This is a genomic window from Streptomyces sp. x-19 (assembly GCF_046549115.1).
Classification (GTDB): Bacteria; Actinomycetota; Actinomycetes; order Streptomycetales; family Streptomycetaceae; genus Streptomyces; species Streptomyces albulus_C.
This window is the reverse complement of the sequence record NZ_JAJPWK010000033.1, coordinates 24450-45504: the sequence shown is the minus strand read 5'-3', so window position 1 is coordinate 45504 and position 21055 is coordinate 24450. Positions and strand designations below refer to the sequence as shown.

The window sequence follows — 21055 nt, the reverse complement described above, 5'->3', positions numbered from 1 at the left end:
CTGGTTCCTCCTCGGTCCCTGCGACGGGGGCACCACCCGGCTCGGCCGGGGGTCTGCGGCACTGCTTCGTACGGGGTGCTCTCGCTCACACTCTTTGCGCGCGTGAAAGCACAAAAGGATCCGGGGGCGACGCTGCCCGGATCCTTCTTGCCCAGCAGAATAGCTCAGATGAGTTGCGGACCCGAGGCCGATTTTGCGCGTTCTTGTGTTCCGTCGGTCACTTCGAGTGGTCACCGGGCGACGTTGTTGACGGCCGATGACCACCGCGCGGGGGCCACCCGCACCCCGCGGGATCCGCTCCCCGACGCGGATCCCGCGTCCCCGCCCGGGCCCCGCGCCACCCCTCGGCCGGCCGCGCGGGCCGGCCCGCGAGCGGTCGCGGCGGCTCCCCCGAACGGTCCGCGCTCCGCCGTCCCGACCCCGCGTCGTCCCAGCATGCGGACATGATCACGTACCCGGTGCGGCGGGCGGACGGCTCCGGCGGCCGGGGTGGCGTCGACGGTCGCGGGCTCCCCGCCCGGTCCGCGGCCGGCCGCCCGGCCCGCCCCGCAGGACACCACCCACCCCTCGTCGCCGGACGCGGTCCGGGCGGCCCCACGGCCCGCCGCCCGACCGTGCGGGCCGGGCGGTCGGCGGGCCCGGCGCTGCCGGGGGAGCACGGGGAGCGCACGGGTGCGTGCCCGGACGTCGGGCTCGCGCTCAGTGCTCCCGGCCGGGGGTACGGCCGGGGCACGACGGCGGCGGCGCGGCCCCCGCGGCGGGCCGCCGTGCGCCCCCGAGGACGCCCGGCCCGCGGCGCGCGTCGCTACTCCGCCTCCGTGACCGCCTCGGCGAACTGGGCCGCGTACAGGCGGGCGTAGGCGCCGTCGGCGGCCAGGAGCGCGTCGTGGTCGCCCTGTTCGACGATCGAGCCGTCCTCCATCACCAGGATGACGTCGGCGTCGCGGATGGTGGAGAGGCGGTGCGCGATCACGAAGCTGGTGCGGCCGGTGCGCAGCTGCGCCATGGCGTGCTGGATGAGGACCTCGGTGCGGGTGTCCACCGAGCTGGTGGCCTCGTCCAGGACGAGGATCGCCGGTTCCGCGAGGAAGGCGCGGGCGATGGTGATGAGCTGCTTCTCGCCCACCGAGACGTTGCCGCCCTCGTCGTCGATGACGGTGTCGTAGCCGTCGGGGAGGGTGCGGACGAAGCGGTCGACGTGGGTGGCCTTGGCGGCCGCGACGACCTTGTCGAGGGTGGTGCCCTCGGGGGCGCCGTAGGCGATGTTCTCGGCGATGGTGCCGCCGAAGAGCCAGGTGTCCTGGAGGACCATGCCGATGTTGCCGCGCAGTTCCTCGCGGGTCATCCGGGCGATGTCCACCCCGTCGAGGGTGATCCGGCCGCCGCGGACCTCGTAGAACCGCATGAGGAGGTTGACCAGGGTGGTCTTGCCGGCGCCGGTGGGGCCGACGATGGCGACGGTCTGGCCGGGGTGGACGGCGAGCGAGAGGCCGTCGATGAGTGGCTTGTTCTCGTCGTAGCGGAAGGAGACGTCCTCGAAGGCGACCCGGCCGGTGACCTGCTCCGGACGGACCGGCCGCGCCGGGTCGGGGTCCTGCTCCGCGGCGTCGAGGAGCTCGAAGACCCGCTCGGCGGAGGCGACGCCGGACTGGACGAGGTTGGCCATCGAGGCGACCTGCGTCAGTGGCTGGCTGAACTGGCGGCTGTACTGGACGAACGCCTGGACGTCGCCGATGGACAGCGCACCGGACGCGACGCGCAGGCCGCCGACCACCGCCACCAGGACGTAGTTGAGGTTGCCGATGAACATCATCGCGGGCTGGATGATGCCGGAGATGAACTGCGCCTTGAAGCCCGCGGAGTAGAGCGCCTCGTTCTGCTCGCGGAAGAGCTCGGCGGACTCCTTCTGCCGGCCGAAGACCTTGACCAGGGCGTGGCCGGTGTACATCTCCTCGATGTGCGCGTTGAGCTTGCCGGTGGTCCGCCACTGCTGGACGAACTGCGGCTGGGCCCGCTTGCCGACCTTGGTGGCGACCAGGACCGAGACCGGCACGGTGATCAGCGCGACCAGCGCCAGCAGCGGCGAGATCCAGAACATCATGCCCAGCACGCCGACGATCGTCAGCAGCGAGGACACTATCTGGCTGAGGGTCTGCTGGAGCGTCTGCTGGATGTTGTCGATGTCGTTGGTGGCGCGGGAGAGCACCTCGCCGCGCTGCTGCTTGTCGAAGTAGCTCAGCGGCAGCCGGGCCAGCTTCTCCTCGACCTGCTCGCGCAGCCGGAAGACGGTGCGCTGGACGACCCGGGTGGCGATCCGGGCCTGGACGAACCCGAAGACGGCGGACCCGGCGTAGATCAGGGTGACCCAGAGCAGGACGGTGCCGACGGCGCCGAAGTCGATGTGCGGGCCGGGGGCCACCGGCATGCTGGCGACCAGGTCCGCCAGCCCGCCCTGGCCGTGCGCCCGCAGCTGTTCGGCGGCCTGCGCCTTGGTCAGGCCCGCCGGCAGGTGACGGCCGACGATGCCGGCCACGATCAGGTCGGTGGCCCGGCCCAGCACCTTGGGGCCGACGACGGTCAGGGCCACGCTCACCACGCCGAGCAGCAGCGCGACCGCGATGACGCCGCGCTCCGGTCGCATCTGGGCCAGCAGCCGCTTGCCGGAGCCCTTGAAGTTCAGGGACTTGTCGATCGGGCCGCCCATCATGCGGCCCATCGGGCCGCCGCCGGGGGCCGGGCCGCGGCGGGGCGCCGCGGCGGGGGCGTCCCCGCCGGCGCCGGCGGGCGCCTCCCCCGGGGCCCGGTCGGCGGCCGGGCCCTGCTTGTCCGCGGTGGTCATGCCGCCTCCTGCTCGGTGAGCTGGGAGAGCACGATCTCCCGGTAGGTCTCGTTGTCGGCCATCAGCTCCTGGTGGGTGCCGGTGCCCACGACGCGGCCCTCGTCGAGGACCACGATCCGGTCCGCGCCGCGGATCGTGGAGACCCGCTGCGCGACGATCACCACGGTGGCGCGGTCGGTCTCCTGGGCCAGTGCGGCGCGCAGCGCCGCGTCGGTGGCGTAGTCCAGGGCCGAGAAGGAGTCGTCGAAGAGGTAGATCTCCGGCTTGCGGACCAGGACGCGGGCGATGGCCAGCCGCTGCCGCTGCCCGCCGGAGACGTTGGACCCGCCCTGCGCGATCGGCGCCTGGAGGCCGCCGTCCATCCGGGCCACGAAGTCCTCGGCCTGGGCGGTCCGCAGCGCCTGCCACAGCTCGTCGTCGGTGGCGTCGGGGTTGCCGTACCGCAGGTTGCTGGCGACCGTGCCGGAGAAGAGGTAGGGCTTCTGCGGCACCAGCCCGATGACGCCGGCGAGCGTCTCGGGGGCGAGGGTGCGCACGTCCGCGCCGTCGACCAGGACCGTGCCGCCGGTGGCGTCGAAGAGCCGGGGCACCAGCCCGAGGAGGGTGGACTTGCCGGCACCGGTGGAGCCGATGACGGCGGTGGTCTCGCCCGGGAGGGCGCGCAGCGAGATGTCCTTGAGGACGGGCTGCTCGGCACCGGGGAAGCGGAACTCCACGTTCTGCAGCTCCAGTTCGCCGTGCCGGTGCAGTGCGGTGACCGGCTCGGCGGGTGGGGTGACGCTGGACTCGGTGGTCAGCACCTCCTGGATCCGCTCCGCGCAGACCTCGGCGCGCGGCAGCATCATCACCATGAACGTCGCCATCATGATCGACATCAGGATGTACATCAGGTAGCTGAGGAAGGCCGTCAGTGCGCCGATCTGCATCTGCTCGGCGTCGATGCGCAGCCCGCCGAACCAGACCACGGCCACGCTGGAGAGGTTCACGATCAGCATGACCAGCGGGAACATCATCGACATCAACCGGCCGGCGCGGATCGAGATGTCGTACAGGTCGGTGTTGGCCGCGGCGAACCGCTCGCGCTCGTGCCGGTCCCGGACGAAGGCGCGGATGACGCGGATGCCGGTGATCTGCTCGCGCAGCACGCGGTTGACGGTGTCGATGCGCTCCTGCACCCCGCGGAACAGCGGTCGCATCCGGCGCACGATGAGGGAGACGAGGATCCCGAGGATCGGGACGATGACCAGTAGGAGCGCCGAGAGCGGCACGTCCTGGTTGAGCGCCATGACGACGCCGCCGATGCACATGATCGGCGCCGAGACCATCATCGTGAACGTCATCAGGACCAGCATCTGGACCTGCTGGACGTCGTTGGTGGTCCGGGTGATCAGCGACGGCGCGCCGAAGCCGCCCACCTCCCGGGCGGAGAACGACTGCACCCGGTCGAAGACCGCGGCCCGGACGTCCCGACCGAGCGCCATGGCCGTGCGGGCGCCGAAGTAGACCGCGCCGATCGCGCAGACGATCTGGAGCAGCGTCACCGCGACCATGAAGCCGCCGACGCCGAAGATGTAGCCGCTGTCCCCCTTCACGACACCGTTGTCGATGATGTCCGCGTTGAGGGTCGGCAGGTAGAGGGTCGCCAGCGTCTGGATCAACTGGAGCAGGACGATCAGGGATATGGAGCGCCTATAGGGCCGCAGATGCGCCCGCGCGAGTCGGACCAACACAGGCCGGAGCCTATGCGACTGCTTGCCTCCGGCAATCGAATTTCTCCGAACGGTGCAGGAATCATCCCGGATCACCACAAGTCTTTACCCAGACTTGCCCGGATTCGGACCGGCCGCCGCGTACGCCATCATGGAGGCGGCAAGAGCCCCCGAGACGAAGAGGCCGCCGTGACAACAACTGGCACCGTGCGCTACTGGGCCGCGGCCAAGGCCGCCGCCGGCGCGGCAGAGGAGCCGTACGCGGCGGCGACGCTCGCCGAGGCGCTGGACGCGGCGCGCACCGCGCACGCCGCGAACCCGGAGTTCGCCCGCGTCCTGCTGCGCTGCTCCTTCCTGGTGGACGGCGTCCAGGTCGGCTCCCGCGACCACGCGGGGGTGCCGCTGACCCAGGGCGGCACCGTCGAGGTCCTGCCGCCGTTCGCCGGAGGATGAGCAGAGGGTCATGAGCGACAACCAGCCGCAGCACCACAACCCGTACGACGCGTACCCCCAGCCGTCGCCCGACCAGCACCCGTCCGCGGCGCCGCTGCACGACGACCCCTCCCGCTACGCTGCGCCGGCCCCGCACCCGGGGTACGACCAGCAGGCGGCCTACGGCACCCCGTACGGGCAGCAGCCCTACGAGCCCTACGACCCCTATATGCAGCAGCCGCACCAGCAACAGCAGCCACAGACCTACGGGTACGAGGCGTACGGACAGCAGCCGCAGCAGCCGGCCGCCGCCCCCTACGGGCAGGACGGCTACCCGGCCCAGGCCCCCGCGCCGCACCAGAGCACGCCCCCGGCCCCGCACCAGGACGCCGCCCCCTACGGCGTCCCCCCGGGCGCGCAGCAGGGCGCCTACGGGCCCGCGCACGGCGTCACCGCCACCGCCGAACCGGCGCCGGCCGAACCGGCGCCGGCCGAGCCGGCCCCCGCCGCGCCCCTCAAGCCGAACCAGCTCGCCCGCGCCGAGGGCCGTTCGCCGATCATCCCGCCCGGCATCCAGCCGGCCGCGCTGACCGCGCTGCTCGCCCTGCTGCTGGCGTTGGCCGCGCCGGTCGCCCGCCCGCTCCTGGTGGTCCCGGTGGTGCTGCTCCAGGCCGTCACCGCCGCCGGCTGGTTCCGGCTGAACGGCATGTGGCCGGCCCGGCAGGGCATCGCCCTGGCCTTCCTGGGCGGCCTGGCCACCGACGCCGGACTGCTCGCCACCCCGCACGAGGACGCGCCGCTGGTCGCCATCGGCACGCTCGGCGTGTGGTGCCTGCTGGTGATCGTCCTCCAACTGCGCAACCGCGGCAGCGCCGACGAGCGGATGTACGCGCTCACCGCGGGCCTGGCCTCGTCCGCGCTGGCGGTGCTCGCCGCCGGGCACCTGGCCGCCGATCCGGACGCGGTGGTGGTCGGCGCGGCGGCGGTCGCGCTGGCGACGCTGGCCCGCGCACTGCCGCTGCCCGGCCCGCTCTCCCTGGTGCTCGGCCTGCTGGCCGGCGCCGGCGCGGGCATCGCGGCCGGCCAGCTGACCGGTATGGGGACCACCGGCGCGCTGCTCGGCCTGGTCGCCGGCGGTTGCGCCCTGGTCGGCCTGCGGGTGGCCAGCTACGACTACCCCTCCCGCTTCGTGCACATGACGGCGGGCGTCGCCCTGCCGCTGGCCCTGGCCGCCCCGGCGGTCTACGTCCTGGGACGGGCCCTGGGGTAGCCGCGGCCCACGGGTCCGGCACACGGCGCCGCGGTGGCCGCATCGAGCGCGAGGTTCTGCGCTCGGTACGGCCGCCGCTCCCGTTCCACCGAACGGGTCGTTTAGGGTTCCCGGAGCGCGGGCTGGGGGCCCGTGCGTACCGGATCTGGACGAATCGACCGGGGCGGGCCCCGGCCCGGACGGTCACAAGTGGGGGTGGTGGATCGATGCGCGCAATCAAGGTGCTGCTGGTGCTCGTCGTCATATTCGGCGGGCTGTTCGTGGCGGCCGACCGCGTCGCGGTCAATCTCGCCGAGAGCAAGGCCGCGGACAAGCTCCGCAGCATGCAGGGGATCACCTCGACGCCCGAGGTCTCCATCAAGGGCTTCCCGTTCCTCACCCAGGTCGCCGGGCGGAACCTCGACGAGGTCGACGCCGACCTCGACCACGTGGCGGCCCGTTCCGAGGGGCGGACGCTGACCCTCAAACACCTCTCGGCGCAGTTCCGTGACGTGGAACTGACCAGCGACTACACCTCCATCAAGAGCGCCGCCTCGGCCACCGCCACCGCGGAGATCAGCTACGCGGACATGACCAACGCGGCCGGCGGCGGGGTCAAGATCTCCTACGGCGGCGAGAAGAACGGCCGCCCGCAGGTCAAGATCTCCCCGAACATCCCGCTGCTCAGCTCGTTCGACGTCACCGGCACGATCGAGGTCGTCCACGGCGACACCGTGCAGGTGCGGGCCGACGGCATCCCCGGGATGTGCCGTGCGCTGCCCGGCTGCGAGAGCAAGCTGCGCGCCCAGACCGACCACGGTTGGAAGCTGGACCAGCTGCCGGGCAGCCTGAAGCTGGACAAGGTCACCACGACCGCGCAGGGCATCACGGTCGCCGCCTCCGGCACCGACGTGAAGCTGACCGGCTGACCTGCTGACCTGCTGACCTGCCCCGACGGGTGGCGCACCGCCCCACCGGACCGCCACCCGTCCACACCCTGAGACGCTGAAGTCCGTACGCCAGACCCCCCACCTGCGGCGGCGCCCCCACGGGCGGCGCGCGCCCGCTCCTCCGCGGCGCGTATCCCACATCGCGGACAATCACATCTCGGCATTTGACACACCGGTGACATGCCGCGCCCTCCGTCCCTACGATCGGAGCCATGCAGAGCGCATTGAGCGGTCTCCGTCCACGGGGACAAGCGGTACTGACGAAGCGGCGGGCAGTCGACCTGTGCCGCGTCGCCGCCATGCTCTGTCGACCTGCCTGACGGGCCGTTGGCACCCTCCCCGCGCTCCCCAGGAGCCGGGGTCCCACCGCCCCGGCCGGCCGCCCTCACGGCCGTCCTCACGCAATCCCCGCAACAGCGCTGCCCGCCCTGACCGTGCCGCGCCGATCGGGGGTACCCCTGGCCGGAGGCCGGGGGACGCCCGTGCACCCCTCGAAGCCGCCCCCGCAACTGCCCCGGAGGAGAGAACAACATGAGCCGTAGCGACGTCCTGGTAGACGCCGACTGGGTCGAGGCACACCTGGACGACCCGAAGGTCGTCATCGTCGAGGTCGACGAGGACACCTCTGCCTACGACAAGAACCACATCAAGAACGCCGTCCGGATCGACTGGAAGCAGGACCTCCAGGACCCGGTCCGCCGCGACTTCGTCGACCAGGAGGGCTTCGAGAAGCTCCTCTCGGCGAAGGGCATCGGCAACGACGACACCGTCGTCCTCTACGGCGGCAACAACAACTGGTTCGCCGCCTACGCGTACTGGTACTTCAAGCTCTACGGCCACGAGGGCGTCAAGCTGCTCGACGGCGGCCGCAAGAAGTGGGAGCTGGACTCCCGCGACCTGGTCGACGGCTCCGAGGTCCCCACCCGCGCCGCCACCGCGTACAAGGCCAAGGCGCAGGACACCTCCATCCGTGCCTTCCGCGACGACGTCGTCGCCGCGATCGGCGCCAAGAACCTGGTCGACGTCCGCTCCCCCGACGAGTTCAGCGGCAAGCTGCTGGCCCCCGCCCACCTCCCGCAGGAGCAGTCGCAGCGCCCCGGCCACGTGCCCAGCGCCCGCAACATCCCGTGGTCGAAGAACGCCAACGACGACGGCACCTTCAAGTCGGACGACGAGCTCACCGCCCTCTACGAGCAGGAGTCCGTCGACCTGGCGAAGGACACCATCGCCTACTGCCGGATCGGCGAGCGCTCCGCGCTGACCTGGTTCGTGCTGCACGAGCTGCTCGGCCAGAGCAACGTCAAGAACTACGACGGCTCCTGGACCGAGTACGGCTCGCTGGTCGGCGTCCCGATCGAGCTCGGCGCCAACAAGTAACCCCGAGAGCCCCCTCTCTACCCCTCAAGGAAGTACCCCTATGTGTGGAGCACAGGCCGGCGGCCCGGACGCCTCGACCATCAAGCCCGGTGAGACCACCATCCAGGGCAGCGTGACCCGCGACGGCGAGCCCGTCACCGGTTACGTCCGCCTGCTGGACAGCACCGGCGAATTCACCGCCGAGGTTCCCACCTCCGCGACCGGACAGTTCCGCTTCTACGCGGCCGAGGGCACCTGGACCGTGCGTGCGCTCGTCCCGGGCGGCACCGCGGACCGTACGGTCGTCGCCCAGAAGGGCGGGCTGGCGGAGGTCGCCATCGCCGTCTGACGGCACGCGTGACGCGGATCCGTGACCCGGGTCCGTCCGGCCGGAGGGCCGCACCCCAGGGGTTTGGACGCCTTGGCTGAGGGGTGCGGCCCTCCGTGCCGTCCCGGTGCGGCGCGGGGCCTGCACGGGCCCTCCCAGCGGGCTTCTTTCCGGGGCGCCACGGACTTACCGTGGACTTATGCACGCGCATGCGCACCACCACCCCACCCCGCCGCAGCGCCGCCACCGCCGGTACTTCGTCCTCATGGGCGTGTGCCTGGTGCTGTTCGTGCTGGCGTGGAGCGTGGTGCGGCTGTGGTCGGTGCCGGCCGCGGTGGCGATGTGCGTGGTCGCCATGGTCATCCCGCCCGTCGCGGCGGTCGTCGGCAACCGCCGGGAACCGGGCGAACGCTGGTGGGACGAGTCCGGCGACCCGGAGTCCGACCGCTGGTGGCGCGAGCTGGACGACCGCGACGACGACGACCGTCGCCGGCGCTGACGCCCGCCCGCGCGCCCCGACCCGCACCGCGGGCCCGCCGCCTCAGTAGACGAGCGCCTGCACGCCGTCCGGCATGATCTCGCTGACGAACAGCTGGGAGCCGGCGATGCCCGCCCCCTCGATCAGGTCCTTCTCCTCGATCCCGCGGCGCGCCGCGCACTGCGTGCACACCGTGATCGCCCCGCCGCCCGCGCGAATCCCCTCGATCAGCTCCGGCAGCGGAGCCGCGTGCGGCAACTCGAACTCCGCCGCCCGGCCCGGCAGCGCGAACCACACCGACTCCCCGGTCAGCCACAGCGACACCTCGACGCCGCTGGCCACCGCCACCGCCGCCACCGTGAACGCCTGCGAGCACCGTTCGGGCGCGTCGGCGCCCGCCGTCACCTTGATCACCAGCTTCTTCGCCATGGGCCCAGCGTAGGCGCGGTCGGGCGGCCCGGCCGTGCACGCCCTGCGGGAGTCCGGCGACCGGACGCACCACCGCGGCGGACCTCACAGCGCCGGCGCCCGGGGCGCCGACTAGACTCTCAGGCGGTCCGTAACCACCTCACCTCCGCCCAAGGAGCGCGCTCGTGCTTGAGGCATTCTTCACCACCCTGCTGGTCCTGGTCGCCGTCGGCGTGATCGCGTTCGCCGGGCTGACCTGGAAGAAGCTGTACCAGGGCCAGCGCTGACCGCCAGCCTTCCCGTCTCCCGCCGCCCTTCGCAGGAGCGCTTCGCGCGTCGCCTCCGGAGCACTACAGATCGCCTGAGCTCATGATCGAGATCCCGTCCGACCTGAACCCGTCGCTGGTGCCGCTCGCCTTCCTCCTCGGCCGCTGGGAGGGCGCGGGCGTCTTCGACTTCCCCGGCGCCGAGAAGTGCAACTTCGGCCAGGAAGTCGTCTTCACCCACGACGGCCGCGACTTCCTCGAATACACCTCGCACACCTGGGTGCTCGACAGCGAGGGCAAGCAGGTCCGCCCGCTGGAGACGGAGACCGGCTTCTGGCGGGTCGACGGGGACCGCAAGGTCGAGGTCGTGATGACCCGCGACCAGGGCGTCGTCGAGATCTGGTACGGCGAGCTGGCCGACCAGAAGCCGCAGATCGACCTGGCCACCGACGCCATCGCGCGGACCGCGGCGGCCGGCCCGTACAGCGGCGGCAAGCGGCTCTACGGCTACGTCAAGGGCGACCTGATGTGGGTCGGCGAGAAGGCGACCCCCGAGGTCCCGCTGCGCCCCTACATGTCCGCGCAGCTGAAGAAGGTCGCCGACCTGAAGGAGTGGGCCGAGAGCCTGCCCGACGACATGCCGGACGGCGTGTCGTTCTTCCGCCCGGACGGCACGCCCTACGAGGGCTGAGCCCGCCCGGCCAGGGGCTCCGGCCCCACCCCGGCGGACCGCCCGGCCCGCCGCACAACTCCATGACGCGCCCCGCGGGGGAAGTCCGGTGAGAGTCCGGCGCTGACCCGCAACGGTAAGCGGACGCCCCGCACAGGGGCCCGTTCCGCGAGCCCGATCACCCGCGGCGGCGCCCGATCCTCACCAACTCGCCGTGGACTGCGAGGGGATGCCGCGTGGGGCCGCCTCCGGCAGCGGCCGGGAACTCCCCGGCCCGGGCCCACCGCTCCTTTCCCCCAAGCTCTCAAAGGAGCAGGGGGACCCCACGCACCCGGCCCGAGCCGAAGGTCTGACCACCCTTGGCACGTCCCGCCCGCACCCTTCCCCTGGCCACGGTGCTCGCCGTCGTCCTGCTCGGCTCCCTGCTGTGCGGGACCGGCCTCGGCGCCGCCGGCATCGGCTGGCCGCAGGTCCTGCGCTATCTCGGCGCCGGCCTGACCGGCGGCACCATCCGACCCGACGAGGTCGCCGCCTACACCATCGTGTGGGAGCTGCGCTTTCCCCGCGCGGTGCTCGCCGCCGTGGTCGGCGCCGGGCTCTCCGCCATCGGCGTCGCCGTCCAGGCCCTGGTCCGCAACGCCCTCGCCGACCCGTTCGTGCTCGGCATATCCTCCGGCGCGGCGGTCGGCGCCAACGCCGTCCTGCTCTTCGGGGCGCTCGGCGCGCTCGGCGTCTGGGCGCTGTCGGTCTCGGCCTTCCTCTCCGCCCTGCTCGCCATGGCCCTGGTCTACGCGGCCGCCCGGACCGCCCACGGGCTCACCCCGATGCGGCTGGTGCTGACCGGCACCGCGATGTACTACGGCTTCTCCGCCCTCACCACCTTGATGGTGTTCACCGCCGACCGCGGCGAGGCGGCCCGTTCGGCGATGATGTGGCTGCTCGGCAGCCTCAGCGGGGCCGGCTGGGGCTCGGTCCCGATCGCCGCGCTGGCCGTCGCCGCGGCCCTCGCCCACCTCCTGCTCTCCGCCGGCCGGTTGAACGCCCTGGCCATGGGCGACGAGACCGCCGCCGCGCTGGGCGTGGACCCCGAGCGGCTGCGCCGGGAACTGTTCGTGGTGGCCGCCGCGGCCACCGGCGCGGTGGTCGCGGTCAGCGGCGCGATCGGCTTCGTCGGGCTGATGGTGCCGCACGCCACCCGGATGCTGGTGGGCGCCGACCACCGCCGGGTGCTGGCCGTCGCCCCGCTGGTGGGCGCGGTGCTGCTGGTCTGGGTGGACCTGCTCTCCCGGGTGCTGATGGCACCGGTGGAACTGCCCGTCGGGGTGATCACCGCGGTGATCGGCGTGCCCTGCTTCGTGCTGCTGATGCGGCGGCGCGGCTACACCTTCGGAGGCGGTGCCTGATGCGACTCGACCTCACCGGAGTGTCGGTGGCGGTGGCCGGGCGAACGCTCGTCCACGACATCGACCTGACCGCCGACAGCGGACGGCTCATCGGGCTCGTCGGCCCCAACGGCAGCGGCAAGTCCACCCTGTTGCGCTGCGTCTACCGCGCCCTGCGCCCGGCCGCCGGCGCGGTCCGGCTGGACGGCACCGACCTGCACGCGCTGCCCGCCCGGGAGGCCGCCCGGCTGCTGGCCGCGCTGCCCCAAGAGGCCGGCACCGACTTCGACTTCACCGCCGCCGAGGTCGTCGCGATGGGGCGGCTGCCGCACCAGCGCGGCTCCGGCCGGGCCAGCGCCGCCGACCGCGAGGTCTGCGCCCGGGCGTTGGACCGGGTGGGCGCCGCGCACCTCGCCGAGCGCGGCTTCCTGGCCCTGTCCGGCGGCGAGAAGCAACGGGTGCTGCTGGCCCGCGCGCTCGCCCAGGAACCGCGGGTGCTGGTCCTCGACGAACCCACCAACCACCTCGACATCGCCCAGCAGTTGGAGGTGCTGGCGCTGGTCCGCGACGGGGCCGGGACCGGGTCCGAAGGGCGCCCGACCGTGCTGACCGCGCTGCACGACCTCAACCTGGCCGCCGTCCACTGCGACGAGCTGTACGTCCTCGCCGCCGGCCGGATCGTCGCCGCCGGCCCGCCGCACGACGTGCTCACCGCCGAGCTGCTGGCCGAGGTCTTCGGCGTCCGCGCGCACCGTGTGCACCACCCCGAAACCGGCGCCGTCCAGCTGCTGTTCGACCGCCTGCCCGCCTCCTGAGCACCCCGAGGACCCCCATGCCGACCGCCCCGACCGCCCCGACCGCCACCCGCCGCCGCGTCCGCCCGGCCGCCCTGCTCACCGCCCTGGCCGTCGCCCTCACCGGCTGCGGCGCCCGGATCGCCGAGGAGCCCGCCGACGCCAAGGACGACCGGGCCGCCGCCCACTACCCGGTCACCGTCACCAACTGCGGCGTTGGGACCACCTATCAGCAGGCCCCGCGCCGCGTGGTCACCAACGACGTCGGCATCACCGAGATCATGTTCGCGCTCGGCCTGGAGGACCGGATGGCCGGTTACGTCATGCCCGACGACAAGGGCGACCTGACCAAGGTTCCCTGGAAGGCCGCCTACGACGAGGTCCCCTGGCTGTCCAAGAAGGCCATCACCAAGGAAATCGCCCTGGACGCCAAGGCCGATCTGGTCTTCGCCGGGTGGAACTACGGCTTCGGCGAGGGCAGCGGCGTCACCCCCGCCTCCCTCGGCAAGCTCGGCATCGGCTCCTACGTGCTGACCGAGTCCTGCCACAACGGCACCGGCGCCGGCGCCCGCGGCGTGATGCCGCCGCTGGACGCGCTCTACACCGACCTCGCCGCCCTCGGAAAGCTCTTCGACGTCGAGGACCGCGCCCAGGCGCTGATCCGCTCGTACAAGAAGCAGGTCGCCGACGCCGCCGCGAAGGTGCCGGCCCACCGCCCGACCGTCTTCCTCTACGACGACGGCCGGGACAAGCCGCTGACCGCCGGCACGTACGCCGCGCCGCACGACATCATCACCAAGGCCGGCGGCGACCACGTGATGAAGGACCTCAAGGACTCCTGGACCACCGTCGGCTGGGAGACCGTCGTCGCCCGCGACCCCGACGTCATCGTCATCAACAACTACGGCGACACCACCGCCGCCCAGAAGAAGGCGTTCCTGGAGTCCTACGCCCCGCTCGCGAACGTCTCGGCGATCAAGCACCACCGGATTTACGTGATGGACTACGCCGAACTCGTCGAAAGCCCCCGCAACCCCACGGCCATCAGCGACCTCGCCCGCTATCTGCGGGGCGTGCACACCGCCTGACCGCCCTCCTACACTGGCCGTGTGGTGACCACCGACTGGCAGAGCGACCTCCGCAGGCGCGGGTACCGCCTGACCCCGCAGCGGCAACTGGTGCTGGAGGCGGTGGACAGGCTGGAGCACGCCACCCCCGACGACATCCTCACCGAGGTGCGGAAGACCGCCGGCGGCATCAACATCTCCACCGTCTACCGCACCCTGGAGCTGCTGGAGGAGCTGGAGCTGGTCAGCCACGCCCACCTCGGGCACGGCGCGCCCACCTACCACCTCGCCGACCGCCACCACCACATCCACCTGGTGTGCCGGGACTGCACCGACGTCATCGAGGCGGACCTGTCGGTCGCCGCGCCGTTCGTGGCCACGCTGCGCGAGCGGTTCGGCTTTGACACCGACATGAAGCACTTCGCGATCTTCGGTCGGTGCGCCGCCTGCACCGACCGGGCCGCGCAGGGCGACGGCGCCACCGAGGGGCCCGGGTAGCACCGCGGCCCCTGGCCGTAGGCTGAGTGCATGCTGCGACATTCATCCGCCAGCCCCCTGCTGTCGCTGCCCGGCGCCGTCCCCGCCGAGGCCCCCGACGACGGCGTCGCCGCGCACTACGGCGACCTGTTCCGGGAGCAACGCGCGCTCGCCGACGGCTCCGGCTTCGTGGACCTCTCGCACCGCGGCGTGGTCACCGTCAGCGGCCCCGAACGGCTCAGCTGGCTGCACCTGCTGCTGACCCAACACGTCAGCGAACTCCCGCCCGGCCGGGCCACCGAGGCGCTGGTCCTCTCCGCGCACGGCCACGTCGAGCACGCCGTCTACCTCGTCGACGACGGCGAGACGACCTGGATGCACACCGAGCCCGGTACGCAGGAGGCGCTGATCGCCTACCTGGAGAGCATGAAGTTCTTCTACCGGGTCGAGGTGGCCGACCGCACCGACGACTTCGCGGTCGTGCACCTGCCGGCCGGCTCCCTCACCGAGGCGCCCGAGGGCACCGTCGTCCGGGAGGTGGCGCACGGCCGCGACCTCTTCCTGCCCCGCGCCGCGCTGGAGTCCTTCGCCGCGGCGCACGGCCCCGCGATCGGCGTCCTCGCCCTGGAAGCCCTGCGCGTCGAGGCGCACCGCCCGCGGCTGGGCCTGGAGACCGACCACCGCACCATCCCGCACGAGGTCGGCTGGATCGGCAGCGCGGTCCACCTCCAGAAGGGCTGCTACCGCGGCCAGGAGACCGTCGCCCGGGTCCACAACCTCGGCAAGCCGCCGCGCCGCCTGGTCTTCCTCCACCTCGACGGCAGCGAGGTCCACCTCCCGCCGCACGGGACGCCGATCCGACTGGCCGCGGACGGCGAGGAGGGCCGCCAGCTGGGCTTCGTCACCACCTCGGCCCGCCACCACGAGCTCGGCCCGATCGCCCTGGCCCTGGTCAAGCGCAACGTGCCGGTCGACGCCCCGCTGATCGCCGGCGGCACCGCGGCGGCCCAGGAGGTCGTCGTCGAGCCGTAAGGGCCCCCAGGGCGCGTCCGCGGGCCGGTGCCGGGCACCGGGGCCGGGCGCGCCCGCGGGAGGGGCTCGACGGCCCCTCAGACCTCCAGCAGCACCGTGAAGGGTCCGTCGTTCGTCAGGGACACCTTCATGTCCGCGCCGAACCGCCCGGTTGCCACCTGCGCGCCCAACGCCCGCAGCTGGGCGACCACCTCGTCGACCAGCGGTTCGGCGACCGGGCCCGGCGCGGCGGCCTGCCAGGTGGGACGGCGGCCCTTGCGCGCGTCACCGTAGAGGGTGAACTGGCTGATCACCAGCAGCGGCGCCCCGTTGTCCGAGCAGGACTTCTCGCCCTGGAGGATCCGCACCGACCACAGCTTCCGGGCCAGCTGCGCGGCCTTCTCCGGGGTGTCGTCGTGCGTGACGCCCACCAGAGCGCACAGCCCCTCCCCGACGATCTCGCCGACCGTCTCGCCGGCCACCTCGACGCGTGCGCCGTTCACCCTCTGCACCACAGCTCGCATACCCGCCATCATGCCGGGCCGCCGCGCCGCCCCGCCGTGGGTACCCCCACAAGGGCCGTTCGAGTGCCATGGCCCTGCACACGGACCGCACAGAGTGGCACGATGCGTGCACGCGGTGCGTTTCACGGACAACATGCCCTGGATGCGGCACCGGACGAGGGGAACGATCCATGACCACACTCGGCGCCGGACAGACACCCGGCCCCGTGCCCACCGCCCGTACGGCACCGGCGGGCAGCCCGCCGCCGGCCCGCCCCACCCCGTCGTCCGGCCGCCCGAGACCGGCCGCCCCGGAGACCCCGCTCGCCCCGGAGACCCCGCACGCCCTGACGACCACCACCCCGGCGCCGGCTCCCGACGAGCCCGCCCGTACCGAGGACGACCCCATGCTCCAGGCAGGCCAGGCATCCACCGCCCGCCCCCCGCAGCAGCGCGACCGCTTCCGACCCGCCGGGCCACCCGAACTGTCCGGGCTGAGCCTGCCCGAGCTGCGCGGGGTGCGCCGCGACTGCCAGCAGCAGGAAGCCGACCTCAGCTACCTGCGGCGCCTGCTCCAGGGGCGGATCGACATCCTCCGCGCCGAGATCGCCCGCCGCACCGGGTCGCACTCGCCGCTGCTCGACCGACTGCCCGAGATCCTCACCGACCTGCCGTCGCGCCAGCGCTCGTCGGCCCGGCACGTGACGCTCGGCACCCCGCACGGCGAGGAGTACCGCCGGCTCGCCGACGAGATGCTCGGCGAGGTCGAGCTCTCGGACCTCACGGCCCGCACGGACGAGGAGCTGCACGACGCGATGGGGCGGCTGATCCGCTACGAGCGGCAGATCTCGCAGCGGCGCCAGTCCCTGCAGCACACGACCGACGATTGCAGTGCCGAAATCGCCCGCAGGTACCGTGAAGGCGAAGCACAAGTAGACGACCTGCTGTCCTGAACGGCCACGAGCCGCCTTCCGGGGAGCGGGTCCCGTTCCCCGGAAGGCCGGCCGTGACCTCGTCGAAGACCTCGTCCTCGTCCTCGTCCACCCCGATACCCGAGCAGTCGTCGTCCGCGGCGGCCGCCGCCGAGTCGGTCCCGTCGCCGGTCCTCGCCGAGGTGGTGCGCTCCGGCTTCGTCGAGGGCCGGCACCGCGGCTCGCTGGTGGTCCTGGCCGCCGACGGGAGCGTCGAGCAGGCCCTCGGTGACGTCACCGCGCCGGTCTTCCCGCGTTCGACGAACAAGCCGATGCAGGCCGCGGCGATCCTGCGGGCGGGGCTGGAGCTGTCCGGGGAGCGGCTGGCGCTGGCCGCGGCGAGCCACTCCGGCGAGGCGTTCCACCTCGACCTGGTGCGGACCATGCTGGCCGAGCACGGGCTCGCCGCCGAGCAGCTCCAGACCCCGCCGGACCTGCCGTTGGACCCGGAGGAGGCGGAGCACTACCTCGCCGCCGGCAACGTCCGGGACCGGCTCACCATGAACTGTTCGGGCAAGCACACCGCGATGCTCGCGGTCTGCGCGCTCAACGGGTGGCCGCTTGGGACGTACCTGGAGCAGGACCACCCGCTCCAGCAGCTGATCCTGGACGTCGTCCGCACCGCGGGCGGCGAGGAGGTCGCCCACATCGGCACCGACGGGTGCGGGGCGCCGCTGATGTCGCTGTCGCTGACCGGGCTGGCGCGGTCCTACCGGCACTTCGTCCTGGCGGAGCCGGGGACGGCGGAGCGGCGGGTGGCCGATGCGATGCGGGCGCACCCGGAGTACGTCGCGGGCACCCGGCGGCCGGACACCTGGCTGATGCGGGCGCTGCCGGGCACGCTCTCCAAGATGGGCGCCGAGGCGGTGCAGGCGTTGGCGCTGCCCGACGGCCGGGCCCTGGCCTTCAAGATCGACGACGGTGCCACCCGCACGCTGGGCCCGGTGCTGGCCCGGGTCCTGCGGGGGCTGGGCGTGGACGATCCGGTGCTGGCGCGGATCGAGGACGTGCCGCTGCACGGGGGCGGCAGCCGGGTGGGCGAGATCCGCGCGGCGTTCTGACGGAGCCGGCGGCGGGGCGGGCGGTGGCTGCCCCGCCGGCCGCGCCGCAGCCGGCGGTCCGGCGGTGGCGTCCGCGGGACCGGCGTTCGTGTCGCACGTGCTGGTCATTGGGGTGGGTTCGGTGGGATCCGCGACCCGGCGTCCGCGGCGTGCGGGGCCGGGGAAATCTAGAGTGGCGGTGCATTCGACACACACTCACCACCACAGCAGGAGGCCGGCGACCATGAGCGACGCGAATTCCGAGCCGCAGGGACCCGAGGCGATCGAGCACGCGCACGACCCCGAGGTGCTGCAGCTCGCGGCCAAGGTGTTCGACCTGGCGCGGCACGGTGACACCGACACCGTCGCCGCCTACGTGGACGCGGGGGTGCCCGCCAACCTGACGAACGACAAGGGCGACTCCCTCGTGATGCTCGCCGCCTACCACGGTCACCCGGACACCGTGGAGGCCCTGTTGCAGCGGGGCGGCGACGCGGACCGCGCCAACGACCGCGGGCAAACCCCCATCGCGGGCGCGGTGTTCAAGGGCGAGGACGAGGTGGTGAAGGTCCTGCTGGCGCACGGGGCCGATCCGGCGGCCGGGTCCCCGTCGGCGATCGAGACGGCCCGGATGTTCCAGAAGGCGGAGTTGCTGGAGCTGTTCGGCGCGCAGTGACGCCCCCGGTCGTGAGGCCCGTCAGGGGGCGGGTCACCCCTCCTCGCCCCCGCGCACTTGACCTCAACTTTAGTTGAGGTTCTACCTTTGGGGTCGTCGCACTCACTCCGCCACGAAGGGCCTCACATGTCCGCAGCGCGCTACACCCTCGCCGTCATCGTCGGGAGCACCCGGGAAGGCCGCTTCGCCCCGGTCGTCACCGAGTGGTTCACCCGGCACGTCGGCGCCTCCCACCCGCACGTCACCGTGGACGTCGTCGATCTGGACGCCGTCCGTCCGTATGAACTCCGGCACGGCAGCGAGGAGTTCATCGCGTACGCCAAGCGCATCGAGCAGGCGGACGCGTTCGTGGTGATCACCCCGGAGTACAACCACTCCTTCCCGGCCCCGCTCAAGCACGCCGTCGACCTGCTGCGCGCCGAGTGGCAGGCCAAGCCGGTCGGCTTCGTCTCGTACGGCGGGATCTCCGGCGGCCTGCGCGCGGTCGAGCAACTGCGGCTGGTCTTCGCCGAGTTGCACGCCACGACGGTGCGCGAGACGGTGAGCTTCGCGCTGACCGCCGGCCCGTTCGACGAGCAGGGGCAGCTGCACGACCCGGCCCCGCCCGCCCAGGCCGCCGACGCCCTGCTGAACCAGTTGGAGTGGTGGGCCGTGGCCCTGCGGGAGGCGCGCACCGCCCGCCCGTACGGCAACTGAAGCCGGCCGCGGGCCCGATCGTCGATACTGGACGCGACGAGGCGCGTGCGGACGCGCCCGGAGGGTGCGTCACGGGGGACGCGGAGGGGGTCGGCGTGAGCGGGCGGAAGGGCCCTTACGAGTGCGGACTGGACGCCGCCGTCGACGTCATCGGCGGCAAGTGGAAGGTCCTGCTCCTGTGGGCACTGGCCCAAGGGCCCCGAAGGTTCGGCCAGTTGCGCCGGGAGCTGCCGAGGATCAGCGAGAAGGTGCTGGCCCAGCAGCTGCGCGAACTGGAGGCCGACGGCATCGTCCACCGCGAGGTGTTCGACCAGGTGCCGCCGAAGGTCGAGTACACGCTGACCGGACTCGGCGCCTCCCTCAACGACGCGCTCGCCCCGCTGGGCGCCTGGGGGCGCACACACCTCGCCCATCTGGAGGCCACCCACCCGCAGCGCCATCCGGACGCCGTGTGATCAGGACGCCGCGCGATCCGGGCGCCGTGTGATCCGGGGCGGGACGGCCGGGGTCAGGGTCCGTCCGCGGGGTCCGTCGCCCCTTGTTGGACGGCCCAGCCGTTCCCGTCCGGGTCGTTGAAGTAGACGAACGAGTTCCAGGCTCCGCCGGGGCCGTCGGTCAGCGCCCCGTCCGCCACGTGCTGGACGGGGCCGACCGGCACTCCGCGGGCGAGCAACTCGCCGCGGGCCGCGGCCACGTCGGGCACCACGAGTTGCACCCCCTGCACGGAACCGGGCCGCACCGGCGTCACTCCGTCACCGACGCCCAGGACGATCGAGCAGCCCGAGCCGGGCGGGGTCAGCTGGACGATCCGTGCGCCGTCGTCGAGCCGGAGGTCGAGATCGACGGCGAAGCCCACCTGCTCACTGTAGAAGCGCTTCGCGCGCTCCACGTCGCTCACCGGAATCGGGACCAGTTCGAGCTTCCATTCCATGGTGCGCCGCCCCTCGGGGTCGTGCCGACCGTCGGAAATCCGGTCGCCGCTCGGCAGTCCGTCGCCTCCCAGAAGTCTAAGGACGGCCCTCCGGGCGCGCCTCCTCCGCACGCCTCATTTACGGAGTGAGTACTCACTCCGTAACGTGGCGGCATGTCCTCACCAACGGCTGCCTCCGAGAACCGGCCCGCCCGCCGCCGGGCGCCCGGCATGAACGTCGAGCAGCGCCGCGCCATGATCGTCGCGGCCGCCCTGCCACTGGTCGCGGAGCACGGGGCGGCCGTCACCACCAGCCAGATCGCCCGCGCCGCCGGCATCGGCGAGGCCACGATCTTCCGCGCGTTCCAGGACAAGGGCGCGCTGTTGGACGCCTGCGTGGCGGAGGCGGTGGGCGTCGACCACGTCCTGCGCGAACTCGCCTCCGTCCCGCTCGACGAGCCGCTGACCGTACGGCTCACCGAGGCCGCCGAGGCGCTCTGCGCCCACCTGGAGCGCATGGGCACCGTCATCGGCAGCCTCTACGCCTCCGGGCACCGCAGCGACCGCCCGCACCCGCCGGCGGCGCGGGCGGACGGCGAGCCCCCCGAGGACGGGCGGACCCGGTCCTTCCGCGTCCTGCAGGACGCCGTCGTCGCACTCATCGAACCGGACCGGGAGCGGCTGCGGCTGGCCCCGGAGCGGGTCGCCGCCGCCTTCCTGGGCCTGCTCTTCAGCCGCCTGCCCGCACGGGGCGGCGCGGGCGGCACCCCGCTCGCCCCCGAGGAGCTCATCTCCGTACTGCTCCACGGGACCCTCGCCGACCCCGGGAGCGCCTGATGCCGG

Annotated in this window: 24 protein-coding genes and 1 riboswitch; of the genes, 19 read left to right on the top strand and 5 right to left on the bottom strand. The window is 73.0% G+C overall.

Annotated features, from left to right (window positions below):
• Nucleotides 1-805: 805 nt before the first annotated feature.
• Both ACLJT4_RS38275 and ACLJT4_RS38270 read right to left on the bottom strand, forming a co-directional pair.
• Nucleotides 806-2839, bottom strand: a complete 2034-nt coding sequence (locus tag ACLJT4_RS38275) for an ABC transporter ATP-binding protein (protein WP_411129674.1) — start codon at nt 2837-2839, stop codon at nt 806-808.
• On the bottom strand, nt 2836-4569 hold the full coding sequence (locus tag ACLJT4_RS38270) for an ABC transporter ATP-binding protein (protein ID WP_411129673.1): 1734 nt from the start codon (nt 4567-4569) through the stop codon (nt 2836-2838). The genes ACLJT4_RS38275 and ACLJT4_RS38270 overlap by 4 nt, the downstream gene beginning before the upstream one ends.
• Nucleotides 4570-4755: 186 nt before the next feature.
• Here ACLJT4_RS38270 and ACLJT4_RS38265 point away from each other — a divergent pair, with 186 nt between their 5' ends.
• The 7 genes from ACLJT4_RS38265 to ACLJT4_RS38235 all read left to right on the top strand — a co-directional run bounded on the left by ACLJT4_RS38265 (nt 4756) and on the right by ACLJT4_RS38235 (nt 9362).
• Complete coding sequence (locus ACLJT4_RS38265) at nt 4756-5001, top strand: MoaD/ThiS family protein (protein WP_016579057.1); 246 nt, start codon at nt 4756-4758, stop codon at nt 4999-5001.
• Nucleotides 5002-5011: 10 nt separating this feature from the next.
• Nucleotides 5012-6250, top strand: a complete 1239-nt coding sequence (locus ACLJT4_RS38260; protein WP_411129672.1) for a hypothetical protein — start codon at nt 5012-5014, stop codon at nt 6248-6250.
• Between the two features lie 206 nt (nt 6251-6456).
• A complete protein-coding gene (locus ACLJT4_RS38255) occupies nt 6457-7158 on the top strand; it encodes a DUF2993 domain-containing protein (RefSeq protein WP_411129671.1) in 702 nt (233 codons plus the stop codon).
• A gap of 233 nt (nt 7159-7391) precedes the next feature.
• Nucleotides 7392-7499, top strand: a complete 108-nt coding sequence (locus tag ACLJT4_RS38250) for an Ms5788A family Cys-rich leader peptide (protein WP_351473977.1) — start codon at nt 7392-7394, stop codon at nt 7497-7499.
• Between the two features lie 211 nt (nt 7500-7710).
• Nucleotides 7711-8556: a sulfurtransferase gene (locus ACLJT4_RS38245; protein ID WP_411129670.1), complete on the top strand. Its 846-nt coding sequence runs from the start codon at nt 7711-7713 to the stop codon at nt 8554-8556.
• A 40-nt stretch (nt 8557-8596) separates the two neighbouring features.
• A complete protein-coding gene (locus tag ACLJT4_RS38240) occupies nt 8597-8884 on the top strand; it encodes a DUF1416 domain-containing protein (protein WP_016579053.1) in 288 nt (95 codons plus the stop codon).
• Nucleotides 8885-9062: 178 nt separating this feature from the next.
• Complete coding sequence (locus tag ACLJT4_RS38235; protein ID WP_411129669.1) at nt 9063-9362, top strand: DUF3099 domain-containing protein; 300 nt, start codon at nt 9063-9065, stop codon at nt 9360-9362.
• Nucleotides 9363-9404: 42 nt separating this feature from the next.
• Here the strand turns inward: ACLJT4_RS38235 and ACLJT4_RS38230 are convergent, their stop codons facing one another.
• On the bottom strand, nt 9405-9770 hold the full coding sequence (locus ACLJT4_RS38230) for a DsrE family protein (RefSeq protein ID WP_016574259.1): 366 nt from the start codon (nt 9768-9770) through the stop codon (nt 9405-9407).
• A 348-nt stretch (nt 9771-10118) separates the two neighbouring features.
• Here ACLJT4_RS38230 and ACLJT4_RS38225 point away from each other — a divergent pair, with 348 nt between their 5' ends.
• From ACLJT4_RS38225 to ACLJT4_RS38200, 6 genes are all read left to right on the top strand, one after another.
• On the top strand, nt 10119-10706 hold the full coding sequence (locus ACLJT4_RS38225) for an FABP family protein (RefSeq protein ID WP_016574257.1): 588 nt from the start codon (nt 10119-10121) through the stop codon (nt 10704-10706).
• Nucleotides 10707-10783: 77 nt separating this feature from the next.
• Nucleotides 10784-10869, top strand: a riboswitch (cobalamin riboswitch).
• 175 nt (nt 10870-11044) lie between these two features.
• Nucleotides 11045-12088, top strand: coding sequence for a FecCD family ABC transporter permease (locus ACLJT4_RS38220; RefSeq protein ID WP_233658647.1), 1044 nt, complete (start codon nt 11045-11047; stop codon nt 12086-12088).
• Nucleotides 12088-12882 carry an ABC transporter ATP-binding protein gene (locus ACLJT4_RS38215; RefSeq protein WP_411129668.1) on the top strand — a complete coding sequence of 265 codons (795 nt, stop codon included), beginning with the start codon at nt 12088-12090 and terminating at the stop codon, nt 12880-12882. Before ACLJT4_RS38220 ends, ACLJT4_RS38215 begins: the two co-directional genes overlap by 1 nt.
• 17 nt (nt 12883-12899) lie before the next feature.
• The gene (locus ACLJT4_RS38210; RefSeq protein ID WP_411129667.1) at nt 12900-13949 is read left to right on the top strand and encodes an ABC transporter substrate-binding protein; all 1050 of its coding nucleotides are present in this window, start codon (nt 12900-12902) and stop codon (nt 13947-13949) included.
• Nucleotides 13950-13970: 21 nt separating this feature from the next.
• Nucleotides 13971-14426, top strand: a complete 456-nt coding sequence (locus ACLJT4_RS38205; RefSeq protein ID WP_044370803.1) for a Fur family transcriptional regulator — start codon at nt 13971-13973, stop codon at nt 14424-14426.
• A 30-nt stretch (nt 14427-14456) separates the two neighbouring features.
• Complete coding sequence (locus ACLJT4_RS38200; RefSeq protein ID WP_411129665.1) at nt 14457-15437, top strand: YgfZ/GcvT domain-containing protein; 981 nt, start codon at nt 14457-14459, stop codon at nt 15435-15437.
• 77 nt (nt 15438-15514) lie between these two features.
• On the opposite strand, the gene dtd is transcribed toward ACLJT4_RS38200, so the two are convergent.
• Nucleotides 15515-15940 carry a D-aminoacyl-tRNA deacylase gene (gene dtd, locus ACLJT4_RS38195; RefSeq protein WP_233658652.1) on the bottom strand — a complete coding sequence of 142 codons (426 nt, stop codon included), beginning with the start codon at nt 15938-15940 and terminating at the stop codon, nt 15515-15517.
• Nucleotides 15941-16326: 386 nt separating this feature from the next.
• On the opposite strand from dtd, the gene ACLJT4_RS38190 reads away from it, so the two are divergent.
• From ACLJT4_RS38190 to ACLJT4_RS38170, 5 genes are all read left to right on the top strand, one after another.
• Nucleotides 16327-16872 carry a hypothetical protein gene (locus ACLJT4_RS38190; protein ID WP_037633333.1) on the top strand — a complete coding sequence of 182 codons (546 nt, stop codon included), beginning with the start codon at nt 16327-16329 and terminating at the stop codon, nt 16870-16872.
• A 53-nt stretch (nt 16873-16925) separates the two neighbouring features.
• On the top strand, nt 16926-17951 hold the full coding sequence (locus ACLJT4_RS38185; protein ID WP_374206823.1) for an asparaginase: 1026 nt from the start codon (nt 16926-16928) through the stop codon (nt 17949-17951).
• Between the two features lie 223 nt (nt 17952-18174).
• Entirely contained in the window at nt 18175-18606 is a 432-nt protein-coding gene (locus tag ACLJT4_RS38180; protein WP_016571812.1) for an ankyrin repeat domain-containing protein, read from the top strand.
• Between the two features lie 126 nt (nt 18607-18732).
• A complete protein-coding gene (locus tag ACLJT4_RS38175; protein WP_016571811.1) occupies nt 18733-19302 on the top strand; it encodes an NADPH-dependent FMN reductase in 570 nt (189 codons plus the stop codon).
• A 95-nt stretch (nt 19303-19397) separates the two neighbouring features.
• Nucleotides 19398-19757 (top strand): winged helix-turn-helix transcriptional regulator, encoded by a 360-nt coding sequence (locus ACLJT4_RS38170; RefSeq protein WP_233658655.1) that lies wholly within the window; start codon nt 19398-19400, stop codon nt 19755-19757.
• Between the two features lie 53 nt (nt 19758-19810).
• Here ACLJT4_RS38170 and ACLJT4_RS38165 read toward each other — a convergent pair whose 3' ends face one another.
• A complete protein-coding gene (locus ACLJT4_RS38165; protein ID WP_411129661.1) occupies nt 19811-20233 on the bottom strand; it encodes a VOC family protein in 423 nt (140 codons plus the stop codon).
• Nucleotides 20234-20467: 234 nt separating this feature from the next.
• Here ACLJT4_RS38165 and ACLJT4_RS38160 point away from each other — a divergent pair, with 234 nt between their 5' ends.
• Complete coding sequence (locus ACLJT4_RS38160) at nt 20468-21049, top strand: TetR/AcrR family transcriptional regulator (protein ID WP_411129691.1); 582 nt, start codon at nt 20468-20470, stop codon at nt 21047-21049.
• The last annotated feature ends 6 nt before the right edge of the window (nt 21050-21055 follow it).